Here is a 16,136-nt window from a genome sequence, read left to right as displayed (position 1 = left end):
ACAGTCAGCTTATTTTTCTACTGCTGTTTCAGTAATAGTGTCAATTGCTTTTTTCATTGAAATGTCATGTTTTAACATGTCAACACTTAGAGCAGCACGGACAGCTTTTTCTTCCATGTTGTATTGTTCAGCTAATTCTTTGATTTCTTTTTCAACTTCTTCTTCAGTTGGTTCGAAACCTTCTGCTGCAACAATTGCTTCAAGAACTAGGTTTGTACGTGTTCTAATATCAGCATCTGCTTCCATTTGTTTGTGTAAGTCTTCTTCTGTTGTACCAGTTAATTGGTAGTACATTTCTGGAGATACACCTTGACGTTGCATATCATTTAGGAATTGATCCATTTGACGGTGAACTTCATCATGTACCATTACATGTGGCAATTCAACGATTTCAGCATTGTCAACTGCTTGACGGATAGCTGCTTCTTGAACGGCTTCTTCAGCTGCATTTAATTTAGCATCTGTTAATTCTTTTTTGGTTTTTTCTTTTAATTCAGCTAATGTTTCAACTTCTTCGTCGATGTCTTTAGCAAATTCATCATCTAATTCTGGTAATTCTTTTGCTTTAACTTCATGAACTTTAACGTTGAATACTGCTTCAGCGCCTTTAAGGTCTTCTGAATGATATTCTTCAGGGAAAGTTACTTTAACTTCAACTTCGTCGCCAGCTTTTGCGCCAATTAATTGTTCTTCAAATCCTGGGATGAATGAGTTTGAACCTAATTCTAGAGAAGTATTTTCACCTTTTCCACCGTCAAACGCAACACCGTCTTTAAAGCCTTCAAAGTCAATGACAACTGTGTCGCCGTTTACTGCAGCTTCTTCTTTTAAAACAAGTTCAGCTTGTGCTGCTTGTTTTTGTTTGATGTTTTCTTCAACGTCTGCATCTGTCACTTCACGGTCTTGTTTTTCAACTGTTAAGTTTTTGTATTCGCCTAATTTAACTTCAGGTTTTACAGTAACATCAGCAGTGATTACCCATGCTTGACCTTTTTCCATGCTTAATACATCGATTTTTGGTTGGTCAACAGGATCAATACCTGATTCTTCTAAAGCAGCAGCATAAGCTTCTGGTAATACAACGTTCAATGCATCTTCGTAAAGAGCTTCTTCGCCGTACATTTTGTTAAATACTTGACGTGATACTTTCCCTTTACGGAAACCTGGAACATCAAGATTTTTTTTCACTTTGTTGAAGGCTTTCTCGATTCCTTCTTTGATTTTTTCTTCTGTAATTTCAAATGTTAAGACACCATCATTAGCGCCTTTTTTTTCCCATTTTGCAGTCATGTATATTCCCTCCGAAACACTATAGTTTTCATATTTTTTTAGCTATTGCATACTCATTAATAGTACACTATCAGCAAAACTTTGTAAATACATTGACAGCAATACATTAAAAAAATTTCCAATTACAAGTTATTTTATTAGAAATATAAGCTAGAATTGTGTTTCATTGCTTTCCTATTAAATATCCTTAACTTTTTTGTTCTTTAATATAATTCCAGTAATTGCTGATTTAATCGATCCATCCATGTAGCCATGTTTTTTTGTTCCTCTGATTCTTCTATTATAATAGACGTTTCCATGTCGTATTTTTGCTGATATAGTTTTACCCAAATTGAAGGCAACGTAATCACTTCTTCTATGAAAGGATACAATAAAATAACGTGCAGATTGAATTCTTCATTTATCAGTTGGAAAAGTGATGGATTGTGGATTGCAACTTGTTCTTCGATTATTTTCTTAACCGTTTCAACTGTTTGATTTTCTGCTAGCGGCTTCAACTGTGTTGGAATAATCTGACGATCTTGATCGAACCAGTTTATTTTAATTACTTCTGAACACTCGTTAGCGATTAACCCTTCAATTAAGGTGGCTTTGATCAATCCATTCACAAAAGGATTCACCAACATTATTTTGGCAGCTTGTAGATAAATTTCTAGTGGAACTTGCTCCAACGTTTGCATTAAGTCTGCTTGTTCTGAGTATGATTTGTCTCCAATTGAAAAAGATTGTTTTAAAAGATGTTTATGTTTTTTTTCTTCTTGTAGTCGTTTATTTTCTGCTTCTTCTAAACAATTTTTTGCCAATGTTTCCCAGACTTCACTATTTTTAGGTTTCCCAATTCGATGTTGCTCTTTTGTAATAATATCAGAGGCTTCTTCAAAGTAGTGGGCTTTGATTAAAATGGAGGTATAAAAAGCGTATAGTTGCTCTTCATTTTGATAAAATGTTAATTTTTCCTCTGCTATTTGTTTTGCTTCTTGATAAGAACCAATTTGATAAAGGGCTGTTGTATAAAAAGTATTAATTTTATCTTCTTTTTTAAGCTGATAAGCTTTAGCAAAGTATGGAATCGCTTCTTCCATGTTGCCAATTTTAAAATAACTCATCGCTTTTTTTAAATACAAATCATAATTCTTTGGGAAATCAATTTTTTCTCCCATGTTATTCACAACCATTCTTATTAAAATTCAACTTGTTCTATCTTACCTTAACATACGCAATATTTAAAGGAATACTTGTTTTTTTGCTGAAGAGTTATTTACAAATCTTTAATTTGTGATATGATGAGCTAAGTGGTAATGAGAATCACTATCAATTAATTGGTGGAATCGCCACTTCAAATTAAGGTAAATGAGGTTTTAACGATGAATGTTCATTCAATTCAATTAAACCATCCTATTTCAATTAATGATTTATCAAGGTTAGATGTCTTAACAAAACGACGTCTAAAAGAAGTTGGAATCTGTGAAGGGTCCGTAATTTCCGTTAAACGACGCTATCCCTTTCACGGTCCTTGTACGATCGAAAGTGACGGTCAACAAGTTGGCATTCGTCGCCGTACTTTAGAGCTGCTCTTAGGAGATGAAATGTGATGAAAATAGCTCTTTTTGGAAATCCAAATACTGGTAAAACTACCGTTTTCAATCAGTTAACTGATTCTTACGCTTATGTTGGCAATTGGAGCGGGGTTACGGTGGAGAAAAAAATCGGAAAAATCAACCATTCATTCGTATCTATTATTGATTTACCCGGTGTTTATTCTTTAAATCCTTTAACAAAAGACGAAGCTGTGGCAGCTGATTTTTTACTTCATGAATCCTTTGATCAAACACTGAATATTTTAAATGCAGCCCAGTTAAAACGCAACCTCTTGCTCACTATCGAACTTTTAGAATATGGAAAACCAACGGTACTTGTTTTAAATATGATGGATATTGTAAAAAAACAAGGACTGGAATTAAATCCAACTATTCTAGGCAATGAACTACATGCGACTGTTTTCCAAACAGACGCTCGCACAAATAAAGGCATGGATACATTAAAATCGTTTCTTATTAGCAACCCCTCTTTAACGTCTTCTCAACTGTTTCAGTTAGACTACGGCAAAAGGGTTGAATCAATTATACATGAAGGTCAAAATTTATTAACTACTACTTATCAACACGAAGTACGTTTTGCTCGATGGTTGATGATTCAATTTTTAGCTGGCAATAAGATGATAGAAGAATTTATTGACGCTAATCATTATGATTTATTAATACCATTAAAAAAAGATCCTCAACTTTTAGAAGATACTATCTACTCAGTTCGTCTAGAGTTTATAGAAGCTTTACTCAAAAAAGCTACGTTAAAGGAAGCTACTCAAAAAACAACTGCATTAACTAAAAAAATAGATCGATTGACCACCCACCCAATCTTAGGCATGCCTCTATTTTTAATTCTTTTTTATTTGATGTTTAAGCTAACGTTCGATTGGGTTGGTGGACCACTTTCTGACTTGTTAGATGCGTTTTTAAGTGGTCCCTTCTCGTCAAATAGTAGTCTTTTTTTAACATGGCTAGGTGCAAATGACTTGATTCATTCCTTAATAGTCGATGGCTTAATTGCAGGCGTTGGGGGTGTTTTAGTCTTTATGCCACAAATTTTTGTATTATTTGCTTGTATATCCTTTTTAGAAGACTCTGGTTATATGGCTAGGGCGGCTCTGGTTATGGATCGTTTGATGGAACTTGTTGGGTTAAATGGGAAGGCTTTTATCCCTTTATTAATTGGGTTTGGATGCAATGTCCCAGGAATTATGGCCGCTAGAACGATTGAACAACCTAAAGAACGCTTAATCACAACTTTAATTTCGCCTTTTATGAGCTGTTCGGCTCGACTGCCCATTTATAGTTTATTTATTGCAGCTTTTTTTGAAAAAAATCAAGCTTTAATTGTATTATCCCTTTATGTATTAGGGATACTCGTGGCAATTATTTTAGCAAAATGCTATTCATTAATCTTTAAAACAACTGATTCTTCAATTTTCATTGTCGATTTACCTGAATATAATTTACCAAAATTAGCTATTTTATGGCGTGGAACTTGGGATAAAGGAAAAGGATTTGTAAAAAAAGCAGGAACTGTTATTTTTGGTGGGACTGTTTTAATTTGGTCTCTTAGTTATTTTAACGCCAGTGGAGTGGCTTCTTCTATTGACACTAGCTTTATGGCAGCGATAGGCTCCTTTTTAGCTCCTTTCTTTGTTCCCTTAGGCTTTTATAGTTGGCAAGCTGTCAGCGCCATTATTACAGGGGTTTTAGCAAAAGAAGTCGTTGGATCTACTCTGTTGATTCTGTTTCACGTTAGTGGAGAATCTGCTTTAATTGGTCAACTTTCATCTGTTTTCACGCCACTTCAAGCTTATAGCTTTTTGGTATTTGTCCTACTTTACATTCCATGTTTTGCTGTATTAGGCGCTATCAAAGCTGAAACAGGTTCTTGGTTCTGGGCAATCTACTCTGCTGTATCAAGTTTTATCATTGCTTATGTCGTATCATTTATGATTTACCAAACCGGAATTTTATTGCATTTTTAAACGCTTGATAATTCCAATAAAGGAGTGACCTTCATGACTATTTATTCATTTTTATTAAATTGGATTATTGGCATTTTGATTTTTGGTTGGGCCATCTTTCAACTTGCTAAACTTTTTAAAAATTCTAAAAAAGGAAAATGTGGCGGTTGTGATTCTAGTTGTGAAGCAAAAGTTTTAATGGATGCTGCTAAAAAACGAAATAGTTAACTTATTTCGTTTTTTTTTGCCAAAATTGTCTCATTTATCCACTATCATTCCACTATCTTTGATGGTAAAATTAATTAGCTACGTCTTATTTTATTATGCTGCTCTAGGGGGATAAGGATGAATCAAGGAAATGTGAATGAGTTAACGGAAGCTGAAGAAAAAGAACTACAAAGTATCTCAAATTTGATATTTGTAGAAACCATTGCTTGTGGGTTTTATGAGTTAAAAAAAATCGAAATCACCCTACCTCATGATATTCCAAGAGGTCGAATCTATACAAGAGAAAAAATTGGAGAGTTACTTTTAAGCAACGATCGTTTCTCCATATTAATTGAAACCAATGATGGAAAATATTTATATCAATCTTCTACAGTCGAAATTCCAGAGGTTACACCTCATCCTTAAACAAAAAAGTTGTCGCAATAAATTGCGACAACTTTTTTTAGTATTTTCTAAATCGTTTGTAGCGATCTTCAACTAGTTCTTCTGGTGTAAGTTTCCCTAACTGTTGAAGGGCTAAAATTAATTCATTTTTCAAATTTTGCATAATGGTTTCTTGAGTTAACAGAACTTTTTGATCGGTTTCTTCAATCATTTTATCAATCACATCAAGTCCTAATAAATCACGAGCTGTTAGTTTCATCAGTTCTGCTGCTTCCTTAGATCGTGAGGCATCTTTCCACAAAATGGATGAAAAGCCTTCTGGTGATAAAATAGAATACATGGTGTGTTCCATCATCCAAACCTGATTTCCCATTGCAAGTGCTAATGCACCACCACTACCACCTTCACCAATAATAATGGCAATAATAGGGACTTTTAATTGACTCATTTCCATCAAGTTTCGTGCGATGGCTTCACCTTGTCCGCGCTCTTCTGCTTCAACACCACAATAAGCACCTGCTGTATTAATAAAGGTTACCACCGGGCGACCAAATTTTTCAGCTTGCTTCATTAGGCGTAATGCTTTTCGGTACCCTTCTGGATGAGGGGACCCAAAATTGCGCATCATATTTTCTTCTAAATTATGCCCTTTTTGAATTCCAATAACTGTAATTGGTTGATTTTGCAAGGTAGCAATTCCACCAACAACTGCTTTATCGTCTCGATAAGAACGATCACCATGGAATTCAATAAAGTCATTAAACAAGAAATTCATGTATTCTAACGCTGTTAAACGGGTTGTTTTTCTAGCTAAGGCTACGATTTCGCTTGCAGTCATCAATTGTTTCCACCTGCCTTCGCGGGTTTTGGGGCATGAAGAGTTAAAATCAATCCTAGCGTCGCCTTTAATTCAGGACGTGGTACAATTTTATCAATAAAGCCATGTTCTAATAATGACTCTGCTCGTTGGAAATCTTCTGGCAACTCCTCATTAATGGTTTGTTCAATGACTCTTCTTCCAGCAAATCCAATCAATGCTTGTGGCTCAGCTAAGATAATATCTCCTTGCATGGCAAAACTTGCTGAAACTCCTCCTGTTGTAGGATCTGTTAGTACTGCGACGTACAACAAGCCTGCTTCACTATGTTTTGCAACTGCTGCACTAATTTTCGCCATTTGCATTAAGGAGAGAATCCCTTCTTGCATTCTAGCACCGCCTGAAGCAGTGAAAATAACTACTGGCAATTGACGTTCTGTTGCTTTTTCAAAAGCACGAGTGATTTTTTCGCCAACAACTGTTCCCATACTGCCCATAATAAACCGAGCGTCCATTACAGCCAATACACATGCTTGCTTGTTGATAGTAGCTCTTCCAGTGACAACAGCTTCATCTAAACCTGTTTCTTCCTGTAAACGTTCAATTTTTTCTGAATAGGCTGGAAATTCCATTGGATTGGTGTTCGCTAATCCTTTGTCCCACTCTTCAAAACTATTTTCGTCCACAATCAATCCAATGCGCTCAAAAGCATCAATTCTAAAATTATAACCGCAATTTGGGCAAATTTGTTCTTTCCCTAAATCTTTGTTATAAATGGCTTTTTTACAGCTTGGACATTGTGCCCACATTCCATCTGGCACCATCGGTTCATCCAACTGAGTTTGTTTTTGAGGTTTGATATCGATTGGAATAAAAGGTCTTTTTTTAAACAGTTTCATTTTTTCACCTCTTTAGATTCCAGTACATAGAATTAATTCGTTTGTTGCTGCTCCCACTCATCAAGAAAAATATCTTGTAGGAAACTTGTATCATACGCGCCTTCAACGAATCGTTGATCTGCTAGTAAATCTTCTTGGAAATATTGATTCGTAATAATGCCATCAATCACTAATTCGCCTAATGCACGTTTCATTTTCGCAATTGCTTCTGCTCGATTCTCACCTTTTGTAATAATTTTAGCAATCATAGCATCGTAATAAGGTGGAATTTCGTAACCAGCGAAAACAGCACTGTCTACACGTAAGCCTAGTCCACCACTTGGTAAAAATAAATAATCAATTTTCCCTGGAGATGGTGCAAAATGAAAGGCTGGATTTTCAGCATTGATTCGGCATTCAATCGTGTGTCCAGTTATTGTGACTTCCTCTTGTTGAATTTCTAGAGGTAAACCACTGGCAATTTTTAATTGTTCTTTAACAATATCAATTCCGGTTGCCATTTCAGTAACAGGATGCTCTACTTGAATTCGTGTATTCATTTCCATAAAATAGAACTTTCCATCTTGATCCAGTAGAAATTCAATAGTCCCAGCATTTTGGTAATTCACGTATTTTGCAGCTCTTACAGCTGTTTCTCCAAGTAATTGTCGCTGTTCTTCACTGATTGCAACAGATGGAGATTCTTCGATTACTTTTTGATTGTTACGTTGCAAAGAACAATCACGTTCACCAAGGTGAATCGCATGACCAAAATGATCGCCAAGAATTTGAACCTCGATGTGTCTGGCATGTTCGATAATTTTTTCAAGATACATTCGATCATCACCAAATGCGGCTTTCGCTTCACTGCTTGCACTATTGAAGGCAGGTGAAAGTTCATCAGCATTTGCCACTTTTCGAATCCCTTTTCCGCCTCCACCAGCTGCAGCTTTTAACATAACTGGATACCCTAACTTTTCAGCCAATTCTTTGGCATCTTTGGCATTGGTGATAAAACCATCACTACCTGGAATTACGGGAACATTCGCTGCTTGCATTAAGGTTCTTGCGTTGGCTTTATTTCCCATTTGATCAATGGTCTCGGCTTTTGGACCGATAAAGGTAATGTTGCATTCTTGACACATAGTAGCGAAAATACTATTTTCTGACAAAAAGCCAAACCCAGGATGAATTGCCTGGGCTTTTGTAACAACAGCCGCACTTAATATACTTTGCATATTTAAATAAGAGTCTGTTGCTTTAGCGGGACCGATACAAATGGCTTCATCCGCTAGTTGCATATGAAGGGCATCTTTATCTGCTTCTGAGTAAACCGCAACGGTTGCAATACCTAATTCTCGGCAGGCGCGAATGATACGTACCGCAATCTCGCCACGATTTGCTACTAAAATTTTATTAAACATAGGCTTATCTACCAATGATAAAGGTTAATTCAGCTTCACAAACTTTTTTACCGTCTACATATGCGACTGCTTTTCCAATACCTGCGTATTCTTTTAATTTAATGATGTCTACATGTAATTTTAAAACGTCACCAGGAACTACTTTTTTACGGAATTTAACTTTGTTCATTCCACCTAAGTAGGCTGTTTCGCCTTTAAAACGATCTAATTTCAATAATGGAATTGAACCTGCTTGTGCTAATGCTTCTAAAATTAAAACACCTGGCATTGTTGGGTTTCCAGGGAAGTGTCCTTGGAAAAATTCTTCGTTGATTGTAACGTTTTTAGTTGCAACAACGTGCTCTCCTGGGATTAACTCATCCACATAGTCGATAAAATAAATTGGGTAACGGTTTGGGATTAACTCCATAATTTCAGTTGCGTTTAAAATGCTCATTTAATTGCCTCCTAAGATTTTATTATACGATTCTAAATAAGGGTTGGTTGTATTCAACGACTTGTTCGTTTTCAATTAGAACTTCTGCAATGGTACCTGCAGTATCGCTAGTAATTTCATTCATTAGTTTCATTGCTTCTACAATACATAAGGTTTCTCCAACAGCTACCGTATCCCCAACTTTTTTAAAGGCTGGTTGATCAGGTGTGGGGGTCAAATAAACAACGCCAACAATTGGTGAAGGAATCAGCGTTCCACCTAGTTCTACTGCTTCTGGGTTGGATTCAATCGTTGTTGTATTAGACTGTGTCGCTTCTTTAGCTATTTCATTAATTTTTGTTTCTACAACAGGACTCGCTGTTACTGATTCAACATGGTTTGGTTTTGGCGTATCGTTTTTACTCATATGCAAAACGGTATTATCAATTTGCAAATCAAATTCCGTTAAATCTGATTCGTTGACAAGAGCCAATAGTTCTTTTACTTCAGAAATATTCATTTAAGCTTCCTCCCACTTTTTAAAGCAGACAACAGCGTTATGTCCGCCAAAACCTAGCGAGTTGCTTAACGCATATTTAGCTGACTCCACCTTGCGTCCTACATTTGGAATGTAGTCTAAGTCGCAGGCTTCATCCGCTTCTTTAAACCCAATTGTTGGCGGTAAAAAGTCATTTTCCAATGCTTTCACACAGGCGATTCCTTCAACAGCTCCTGCTGCTCCTAGTAAATGTCCTATCATACTTTTTGTACTTGAAATTGGAACGTTGTGGGCTTCTTCACCCATTGCGTATTTAATGGCTGTTGTTTCAGCGCTGTCATTTGCTGGTGTACTTGTTCCATGAGCATTGATGTAATCCACGTCTTTTGGTTCAATTCCAGCTTCTTTCATCGCTTGAATCATTGCTTTACCAGCTCCGCTTCCATCAACAGATGGGCTTGTCATATGACCAGCGTCACATGTTGATCCGTAACCGACAACTTCGCCATAAATTTTTGCTCCACGATCTAACGCATGTTGCAATTCTTCTAATACAAGAACGCCCGCGCCTTCTCCCATTACAAAACCGTTACGCTCTTTATCGAATGGAATCGAACCGCGTTCAGGATCTGTTGATTTACTTAAAGCTGTTAAAGCGCCAAATCCAGCAATGCCAATTTCACAAATCGTCGCTTCTGTTCCGCCAGCTAAAATCACATCCGAGTATCCGTGCTTAATTGAACGGAACGCTTCACCAATTGAATTGGTTCCTGATGCACATGCTGTTACGATTGAGGTACATAGACCTTTTGCTCCAACACGTATTGCAATATTTCCTGCTGCCATATTTCCAATCACCATTGGGACAAAGAACGGAGCAACACGTTGTGGACCACGATCGTGCATTTTGATTACTTGTTCTTGAATGGTATTCATCCCACCAATTCCTGAACTAACGATTACGCCAAAACGATCGACATCTATTTTTTCTGTATCTAAGCCACTATTTTCCATTGCTTGGACAGCTGCTGCTATTCCATATTGTGAAAATAGATCTGTACGTTTAGTTTCTTTTTTTGGCATATAAACTGTTGCATCAAAATCTTTTAATTCTGCTGCTAACGTTACGCCAGTTTCTGAAGCATCAAATCTCGTAATTTCGGTAACACCGTTTTTTCCAGCTTTTAAACTTTCCCAAAAAGCATCCACTGAATTTCCAATAGGGGTAACTGCACCCATTCCTGTAATCACTACACGATTCATCTTCTTTATGCCCCTTTCATTAACCGTTCATCACCATGCCACCATCGATATTGATGACTTGTCCTGTGATATATTTATTTTCACTTAGGAAAACGGCTGCTTTTGCAACATCTTCAACAGTTCCAAAACGATTTAATGGAATTTGTTGTTTTGATAATTCTTTTACTTTATCGGATAGTTCATCTGTCATATCCGTTTCAATAAAACCTGGAGCAATCGCATTGACGGTAATTCCTCTAGCCGCTAATTCTCTGGCAGCTGATTTTGTTAAACCAATAACACCAGCTTTACTTGCTGCATAATTGGCTTGACCTGCGTTTCCAATTTGACCAATGACACTTGATAGGTTAATAATTGTTCCGCTTCGTTGTTTTAGCATCACGCTTGAAGCATGACGAATTGTATTAAACGTTCCTTTTAAATTGACGTTTAAAATTGAATCAAAATCATCTTCTGACATCCGCATTAATAATTTATCATTTGTAATTCCTGCATTATTGACCAGAATATCTACACTGCCAAAAACTTCCTTCGTTTCATCAATCAATTGTTTCGCACAACCAAAATCACTTACGTCTCCGATAAAGCAATGACATTTCACGCCTTCTGCTTCAATTTCTTGAACTACTATGTCAGCAATTGGTTTGCGACCATTTAATACAATGTTGTAGCCTTTTTTTGCAAATTCAAGTGCAATTGCTTTTCCAATGCCTCTTGAACTTCCTGTTACAATCACTGCTTTGTCTTTTAAAGTCATGTACTCATTCCTTTCAATGTTTCAATCGTTTTGTCTAGCGTTTTTTGATTTTCAACATTTAAAATTGTTACATTCCGATTAATTTTTTTAATAAAGCTGCTTAAGGCTTTTCCAGGTCCAACTTCGATAAAAGTGTCCACGCCCATGTCAATCATTGTATTAACGCTATCTTCCCATAAAACTGGCGACATCACTTGTTGTGTCAGAAGTGGTTTTACATCTGCTTTATCTGTAATTATCTTTGCAGTCGTATTGCTGATGACTGGTAAGTTTAGCGGATGAAATTCAATGGCTTCCAGTTCATTGGCTAATTCTATCGCTGCTGGTTTTAATAAAGCTGTATGGAAGGGCCCGCTTACTTGAAGAGGAATGATTCGTTTCGCTCCTTTTTCTTCTAATAATAGAGTTGCCTTAGCGACCGCTTCTTTTAATCCTGCAATGACAATTTGGCCAGGCATATTGTAATTCGCTGGAGAAACGACACCGCTATCACTGGCTGCTATACATGCTTCTTCAATGGTTTTTCGATCTAATCCCATTACAGCACTCATAGCTCCATCTCCTGCTGGAACAGCTTCAGTCATAAATTGTCCACGCTTTTTCACTAATTGAACAGCTGTTGTAAAATCTAAAACACCTGCTTTTACTAGAGCGCTATACTCTCCTAAGCTCAAACCAGCCACTACTTCAGGTACTACGCCATGCTCTTTAAGAAGGGCATCAATTGCCATGCTCACTGTTAAAATAGCAGGTTGTGTATAAGTTGTTTGATTTAATTGTTCATTTTCATCAAAACACAGAGAAGTCATATCCATTTTTAGCGCATCACTTGCATGCTGAAAAACATCTCTTACAACTTGATTATTTTCATAGAGTTCTTGGCCCATCCCTTGATACTGTGCTCCTTGACCACTATATACAAAAGCGATTTTCATGTTGTTTGACTCCTTTTATCTAGTGCCATTATTTTTTCTTGAAAGTTGTCCCTATTAGTAAAACAAGCCTTTAAATAAAGGCTCATTTTAAGAATAATTGATTCACTAAAATGAATTTAAATAAAGGCTTTTTTTTGTTGTTCGATCACTGTTTGCGATTCAGACATTAGTTCTTGAATGATTTCTTCACAGCTTTGTTCAGTTTTTACAAGTCCTGCAATTTGACCTGACATCATTGACCCCGCGTCCATATCGCCATCGATAACAGCACGTCTTAAGGCACCTTTACCAATCGCTTCTAAACGCTCAAAATCGGGTTGATCTTTACTGGTCTCTTCTTTTTCTGCTTTATCATATAGACGCGTTAGTTTATTACGGATTGTCCGAACAGGATGTCCAGTAATTTGACCCGTAACCGTGGTGTCGATATCTCTAGCTTTTAAAACGGCATTTTTAAAGTTTTGGTGGATCGTGCATTCATGGGCAACGAGGAATCTTGTTCCAAGTTGAACAGCAGAAGCGCCTAACATAAAGGCTGCTGCCATTCCACGACCATCTCCGATTCCACCTGCTGCAATCACAGGAATTGAAACAGCATCCACTACTTGAGGAACCATGACCATCGTGGTTAATTTTCCAATATGGCCACCGGCTTCCATTCCCTCGACAATAATTGCATCCGCACCGTCTTTTTCCATTCGTCTAGCTAATGCTACCGAAGCAACGACAGGAATAACAATAATGCCATGTTCACGGAACTTTTTCATGTATTTCCCTGGACTTCCAGCGCCTGTAGTAACTACTTTAACGCCTTCCTCACAGACAGCATTCACCACTGCCTCCACATGGGGAGAAAGCAACATAATATTTACTCCAAAAGGTTGATCTGTTTTTTCTTTCGCCTGCCTGATCTGTTCACGAACCACTTCTTCAGGTGCATGTCCTGAGGCAATAATCCCCAATCCACCAGCGTTAGAAACAGCACTTGCAAGTTCTGCATTTGCTACCCACGCCATTGCTCCTTGAATGATTGGATACTTGATTCCAAGTTTTTCGCATAATTCTGATTGCATGCAGGTTTCCTACTTTCTATTCTCTAGTTTATTTATTTTTTAATTCAGCTTCTACAAAGTTAACGATGTCTTGAACTGTGTTTAAGCCTTCTTCTGATTCGATTTTGATGTCAAATTCGTCTTCGATGTCGTTGATGATTTGGAATAAGTCTAAACTATCTGCTTCTAAATCTTCACGGAAGTTTGTTGTTAATTGTACCTCTTCTTCTTCTTTACCTAATTGGTCTACAATAATTGCTTGAATTTTTTCGAATGTCATAATAATTTCCTCCAGTATGTTTGGTTTAATTTTTTTGTACTTATTTTATTTATTTATAACTCGATTAAGATCGAAGCCCATGTCAAGCCTCCGCCAAAACCGGTCAATACAATTTTTTGTCCACTGCCTAATTTCAATTCTCCAGATGAAACAACTTCATCTAATAGAATAGGAATACTGGCAGCAGAGGTGTTTCCGTAGTGTTGCATATTCGTTTTGAATTTGCTCATCGGAAGTTTTAGTTTTTTTGCAATCGCTTCAACGATTCGGTAGTTTGCTTGATGAAGTAAATAATAATCCACTTCCGCAAGCTGAGTCTCTCCAATTTCAGCAAGTTGACGAATACTAGCTGGCACATTTCGGATTGAAAAATCAAATATTGCTCGCCCATCCATTTTTAAATAACCCGTTTGCTGTATCTCATCTGTTGTTTTTGAAAAAGGATCTTTCGTTGTTAAAGGTCTTGCTGTTAATGAAAGGCCGCGACTACCATCAGCATGAATATCTTCAGCGAGAAATGATTTTTTTTCATTTACTCCTTTTAATAACACGCCTCCTGCGCCATCTCCAAAAAGAACCGCTGTACTTCTATCTTCCCAATCAATTACTTTCGACATCACTTCTCCGCCTAGAACAAGTGCATAACGAAAATTTCCACTTTGCACCATTTTCTCAGCAATTGAAAGCGCGTAGACAAAACCTGAACACGCTGCATTGATATCAAAGGCCATTACTTGTCTAGCACCAATATATTCTTGAACTAAACAAGCTGTTGAGGGGGTCTGATAATCTGGGGTCATGGTTGCCACAATAATTAAATCGACTTCTAAAGCGGATACGTTTGCTTTATCAAGCATTTTGATTGCTGCTTTTCCACAAAGTACTGAGGTATTTTCAGTTTCGCTTAAATGCCTCGCTTCAATTCCTGTTCTGGATTTTATCCATTCATCATTGGTATCCATTAGCGTTTCTAATTGTTGATTAGGAACGCTAGTTGATGGGAGGTAACTTCCAGTGCTAATTATTTTTGCTTCCATTCATTTCAGCCCTGTTCTTTCAATTTATTTTGGGTTTTATCTAAGAAACCATGTAAATTCCCTAAACCTTTGATGAGAATTTCAATCTCTTCTTGGTTCATGCCTTCTACGGTTTCTTTTACCATCTCTTTATGGAATTTGTCATGAAGACGATACAATAATCGTCCTCTCTTAGTTAGTCCAAGCTTTACTACTCGTCGATCATTTTCACTTCTAATTCGCTCAACATAGCCTTTTTTTACTAGGTTGTTAACCGCAACAGTTAAAGTTCCAACAGTGATCGATAATTTTCTAGCGACTTCAGAAGTAGTTCGTTTGCGATACATACCAATAGCTTCAACGGTATGCATCTCTTTGATTGATACATCTTGGAAACTGCTATTTTGCAATGCGGTCTCTTCAATAATCAAGATTTCGTTAAACACTTCAACTAAGTAATCATTAATCAGTTCAAATGAGTCTGCCACATCAACTCCTCCATTTCTTATATTTCGTCATTCATTACAATCAATTGCTTTGATATTCAAATTGTTTGACTATCAAACTATATTATTTTTTAACAAAAGTGTCAAGTTTATTTTAAAAAATTTTTTTATCTAACTAATAAAATCCCTTTATACAGACGTTTAAAGCACTTAATTTTATTTTGACTATCAAAGTATTTATGCTAAAAATTATGTTTTCATTTAAGAAAACAACAAAAAAACGAACCTTATTTTTGATAAGTTCCGTTTCAATAGTTTGTTTATTTTATTTAGGTAATGTGAACGTTTGTTAGGAAGTAGCCTCAGCATTTGTAACTTCAATGATGTCTTTAAAGTTCACAATCGTTTTCGTTTCACAAATATCTTTCATTGTTGGAGACGATTGTTCCCAAAAAATTTCAACGACGGCACTGTTGGTTAATAGTTTTTTAATAACACCAGCCATCTTTTCATCTCTAAAAGTAAATTTGATCTCATCACCTAGATCTGGTCTAAATGATTCTTTAACTGCATCAATAATTGCATTTGCTTCTTCATAGGGTACGCCCAAAAGCGTTGCAATTCTTGACTTACTTGCACCTTTACGAAGCTCGGTTTCAACAACTGATTGAATTTCGTTAGTGATTTTATTTCCCATGTAAATCCCTCATTTCTTTATTTCGTGATTACATAAACAAAATATCATAACACTTAATATCTCATTATACCACATTTCCTCTTCTAATTGTTAGAATTTGTTCATTATTTATTAATTTATCTCAATATTTAAGCTTTTTACCCTCTTTTCTAAAATATAAAATAGAGTTATAGTCTACATTTCTTCAAAAGTTTGTTAA

Annotated in this window: 19 protein-coding genes; 4 read left to right on the top strand and 15 right to left on the bottom strand. The window is 36.5% G+C overall.

Translation table 11 applies throughout. The features are described from left to right. Nucleotides 1–9: 9 nt before the first annotated feature. Nucleotides 10–1,290 (bottom strand): trigger factor, encoded by a 1,281-nt coding sequence (gene tig / locus CDIMF43_RS07115; RefSeq protein WP_109841591.1) that lies wholly within the window; start codon nucleotides 1,288–1,290, stop codon nucleotides 10–12. A gap of 203 nt (nucleotides 1,291–1,493) precedes the next feature. Beyond that, entirely contained in the window at nucleotides 1,494–2,450 is a 957-nt protein-coding gene (locus CDIMF43_RS07110) for a tetratricopeptide repeat protein (RefSeq protein ID WP_074402927.1), read from the bottom strand. Nucleotides 2,451–2,654: 204 nt separating this feature from the next. Here CDIMF43_RS07110 and CDIMF43_RS07105 point away from each other — a divergent pair, with 204 nt between their 5' ends. From CDIMF43_RS07105 to CDIMF43_RS07090, 4 genes are all read left to right on the top strand, one after another. Continuing rightward, nucleotides 2,655–2,882: a FeoA family protein gene (locus CDIMF43_RS07105; RefSeq protein ID WP_109841590.1), complete on the top strand. Its 228-nt coding sequence runs from the start codon at nucleotides 2,655–2,657 to the stop codon at nucleotides 2,880–2,882. After that, nucleotides 2,882–4,867, top strand: coding sequence for a ferrous iron transport protein B (gene feoB / locus CDIMF43_RS07100; protein ID WP_109841589.1), 1,986 nt, complete (start codon nucleotides 2,882–2,884; stop codon nucleotides 4,865–4,867). Before CDIMF43_RS07105 ends, feoB begins: the two co-directional genes overlap by 1 nt. A 33-nt stretch (nucleotides 4,868–4,900) precedes the next feature. Further along, complete coding sequence (locus CDIMF43_RS07095) at nucleotides 4,901–5,074, top strand: FeoB-associated Cys-rich membrane protein (RefSeq protein WP_109841588.1); 174 nt, start codon at nucleotides 4,901–4,903, stop codon at nucleotides 5,072–5,074. Between the two features lie 117 nt (nucleotides 5,075–5,191). Further along, nucleotides 5,192–5,479 carry a hypothetical protein gene (locus CDIMF43_RS07090; RefSeq protein ID WP_109841587.1) on the top strand — a complete coding sequence of 96 codons (288 nt, stop codon included), beginning with the start codon at nucleotides 5,192–5,194 and terminating at the stop codon, nucleotides 5,477–5,479. 37 nt (nucleotides 5,480–5,516) lie between these two features. Here the strand turns inward: CDIMF43_RS07090 and CDIMF43_RS07085 are convergent, their stop codons facing one another. The 13 genes from CDIMF43_RS07085 to CDIMF43_RS07025 all read right to left on the bottom strand — a co-directional run bounded on the left by CDIMF43_RS07085 (nucleotide 5,517) and on the right by CDIMF43_RS07025 (nucleotide 15,937). Further along, nucleotides 5,517–6,299, bottom strand: coding sequence for an acetyl-CoA carboxylase carboxyl transferase subunit alpha (locus tag CDIMF43_RS07085; RefSeq protein ID WP_109841586.1), 783 nt, complete (start codon nucleotides 6,297–6,299; stop codon nucleotides 5,517–5,519). Next, nucleotides 6,296–7,174 carry an acetyl-CoA carboxylase, carboxyltransferase subunit beta gene (gene accD / locus CDIMF43_RS07080; RefSeq protein WP_074402933.1) on the bottom strand — a complete coding sequence of 293 codons (879 nt, stop codon included), beginning with the start codon at nucleotides 7,172–7,174 and terminating at the stop codon, nucleotides 6,296–6,298. Before accD ends, CDIMF43_RS07085 begins: the two co-directional genes overlap by 4 nt. A 32-nt stretch (nucleotides 7,175–7,206) precedes the next feature. After that, nucleotides 7,207–8,577, bottom strand: coding sequence for an acetyl-CoA carboxylase biotin carboxylase subunit (locus CDIMF43_RS07075; RefSeq protein ID WP_109841585.1), 1,371 nt, complete (start codon nucleotides 8,575–8,577; stop codon nucleotides 7,207–7,209). A 4-nt stretch (nucleotides 8,578–8,581) separates the two neighbouring features. Next, entirely contained in the window at nucleotides 8,582–9,013 is a 432-nt protein-coding gene (fabZ, locus tag CDIMF43_RS07070; protein ID WP_034570218.1) for a 3-hydroxyacyl-ACP dehydratase FabZ, read from the bottom strand. A 22-nt stretch (nucleotides 9,014–9,035) separates the two neighbouring features. Beyond that, nucleotides 9,036–9,512, bottom strand: a complete 477-nt coding sequence (accB, locus tag CDIMF43_RS07065; protein WP_109841584.1) for an acetyl-CoA carboxylase biotin carboxyl carrier protein — start codon at nucleotides 9,510–9,512, stop codon at nucleotides 9,036–9,038. Next, a complete protein-coding gene (fabF, locus tag CDIMF43_RS07060) occupies nucleotides 9,513–10,754 on the bottom strand; it encodes a beta-ketoacyl-ACP synthase II (protein WP_034570223.1) in 1,242 nt (413 codons plus the stop codon). A gap of 19 nt (nucleotides 10,755–10,773) precedes the next feature. Then, complete coding sequence (gene fabG / locus CDIMF43_RS07055; RefSeq protein WP_109841583.1) at nucleotides 10,774–11,511, bottom strand: 3-oxoacyl-[acyl-carrier-protein] reductase; 738 nt, start codon at nucleotides 11,509–11,511, stop codon at nucleotides 10,774–10,776. After that, nucleotides 11,508–12,446, bottom strand: coding sequence for an ACP S-malonyltransferase (fabD, locus tag CDIMF43_RS07050; RefSeq protein ID WP_109841582.1), 939 nt, complete (start codon nucleotides 12,444–12,446; stop codon nucleotides 11,508–11,510). The genes fabG and fabD overlap by 4 nt, the downstream gene beginning before the upstream one ends. A gap of 116 nt (nucleotides 12,447–12,562) precedes the next feature. Continuing rightward, nucleotides 12,563–13,519: an enoyl-[acyl-carrier-protein] reductase FabK gene (gene fabK, locus CDIMF43_RS07045; protein WP_034570230.1), complete on the bottom strand. Its 957-nt coding sequence runs from the start codon at nucleotides 13,517–13,519 to the stop codon at nucleotides 12,563–12,565. Nucleotides 13,520–13,547: 28 nt separating this feature from the next. Then, complete coding sequence (locus CDIMF43_RS07040) at nucleotides 13,548–13,778, bottom strand: acyl carrier protein (RefSeq protein ID WP_034570233.1); 231 nt, start codon at nucleotides 13,776–13,778, stop codon at nucleotides 13,548–13,550. 53 nt (nucleotides 13,779–13,831) lie between these two features. Continuing rightward, nucleotides 13,832–14,815 carry a beta-ketoacyl-ACP synthase III gene (locus CDIMF43_RS07035; protein ID WP_109841581.1) on the bottom strand — a complete coding sequence of 328 codons (984 nt, stop codon included), beginning with the start codon at nucleotides 14,813–14,815 and terminating at the stop codon, nucleotides 13,832–13,834. Between the two features lie 5 nt (nucleotides 14,816–14,820). Then, on the bottom strand, nucleotides 14,821–15,282 hold the full coding sequence (gene fabT, locus CDIMF43_RS07030) for a fatty acid biosynthesis transcriptional regulator FabT (protein ID WP_034570239.1): 462 nt from the start codon (nucleotides 15,280–15,282) through the stop codon (nucleotides 14,821–14,823). A gap of 307 nt (nucleotides 15,283–15,589) precedes the next feature. Beyond that, the gene (locus tag CDIMF43_RS07025; RefSeq protein WP_074402939.1) at nucleotides 15,590–15,937 is read right to left on the bottom strand and encodes a DUF2187 domain-containing protein; all 348 of its coding nucleotides are present in this window, start codon (nucleotides 15,935–15,937) and stop codon (nucleotides 15,590–15,592) included. Nucleotides 15,938–16,136: the final 199 nt, after the last annotated feature.

Origin of the sequence: Carnobacterium divergens, from assembly GCF_900258435.1 — a bacterium.
GTDB classification, from domain to species: domain Bacteria; phylum Bacillota; class Bacilli; order Lactobacillales; family Carnobacteriaceae; genus Carnobacterium; species Carnobacterium divergens_A.
The sequence above is the reverse complement of the archived record's forward strand: the minus strand, read 5'-3'. Positions and strand labels throughout refer to the sequence as shown.

Bases quoted from the DNA above. Each gene is read 5' to 3' on its own strand.
- tig (WP_109841591.1), bottom strand. From the start codon at position 1,290: ATGACTGCAAAATGGGAAAAAAAAGGCGCTAATGATGGTGTCTTAACA.
- CDIMF43_RS07110 (WP_074402927.1), bottom strand. From the start codon at position 2,450: ATGGGAGAAAAAATTGATTTCCCAAAGAATTATGATTTGTATTTAAAA.
- CDIMF43_RS07105 (WP_109841590.1), top strand. From the start codon at position 2,655: ATGAATGTTCATTCAATTCAATTAAACCATCCTATTTCAATTAATGAT.
- feoB (WP_109841589.1), top strand. From the start codon at position 2,882: ATGAAAATAGCTCTTTTTGGAAATCCAAATACTGGTAAAACTACCGTT.
- CDIMF43_RS07095 (WP_109841588.1), top strand. From the start codon at position 4,901: ATGACTATTTATTCATTTTTATTAAATTGGATTATTGGCATTTTGATT.
- CDIMF43_RS07090 (WP_109841587.1), top strand. From the start codon at position 5,192: ATGAATCAAGGAAATGTGAATGAGTTAACGGAAGCTGAAGAAAAAGAA.
- accD (WP_074402933.1), bottom strand. From the start codon at position 7,174: ATGAAACTGTTTAAAAAAAGACCTTTTATTCCAATCGATATCAAACCT.
- CDIMF43_RS07075 (WP_109841585.1), bottom strand. From the start codon at position 8,577: ATGTTTAATAAAATTTTAGTAGCAAATCGTGGCGAGATTGCGGTACGT.
- fabZ (WP_034570218.1), bottom strand. From the start codon at position 9,013: ATGAGCATTTTAAACGCAACTGAAATTATGGAGTTAATCCCAAACCGT.
- accB (WP_109841584.1), bottom strand. From the start codon at position 9,512: ATGAATATTTCTGAAGTAAAAGAACTATTGGCTCTTGTCAACGAATCA.
- fabF (WP_034570223.1), bottom strand. From the start codon at position 10,754: ATGAATCGTGTAGTGATTACAGGAATGGGTGCAGTTACCCCTATTGGA.
- fabG (WP_109841583.1), bottom strand. From the start codon at position 11,511: ATGACTTTAAAAGACAAAGCAGTGATTGTAACAGGAAGTTCAAGAGGC.
- fabD (WP_109841582.1), bottom strand. From the start codon at position 12,446: ATGAAAATCGCTTTTGTATATAGTGGTCAAGGAGCACAGTATCAAGGG.
- fabK (WP_034570230.1), bottom strand. From the start codon at position 13,519: ATGCAATCAGAATTATGCGAAAAACTTGGAATCAAGTATCCAATCATT.
- CDIMF43_RS07040 (WP_034570233.1), bottom strand. From the start codon at position 13,778: ATGACATTCGAAAAAATTCAAGCAATTATTGTAGACCAATTAGGTAAA.
- CDIMF43_RS07035 (WP_109841581.1), bottom strand. From the start codon at position 14,815: ATGGAAGCAAAAATAATTAGCACTGGAAGTTACCTCCCATCAACTAGC.
- CDIMF43_RS07025 (WP_074402939.1), bottom strand. From the start codon at position 15,937: ATGGGAAATAAAATCACTAACGAAATTCAATCAGTTGTTGAAACCGAG.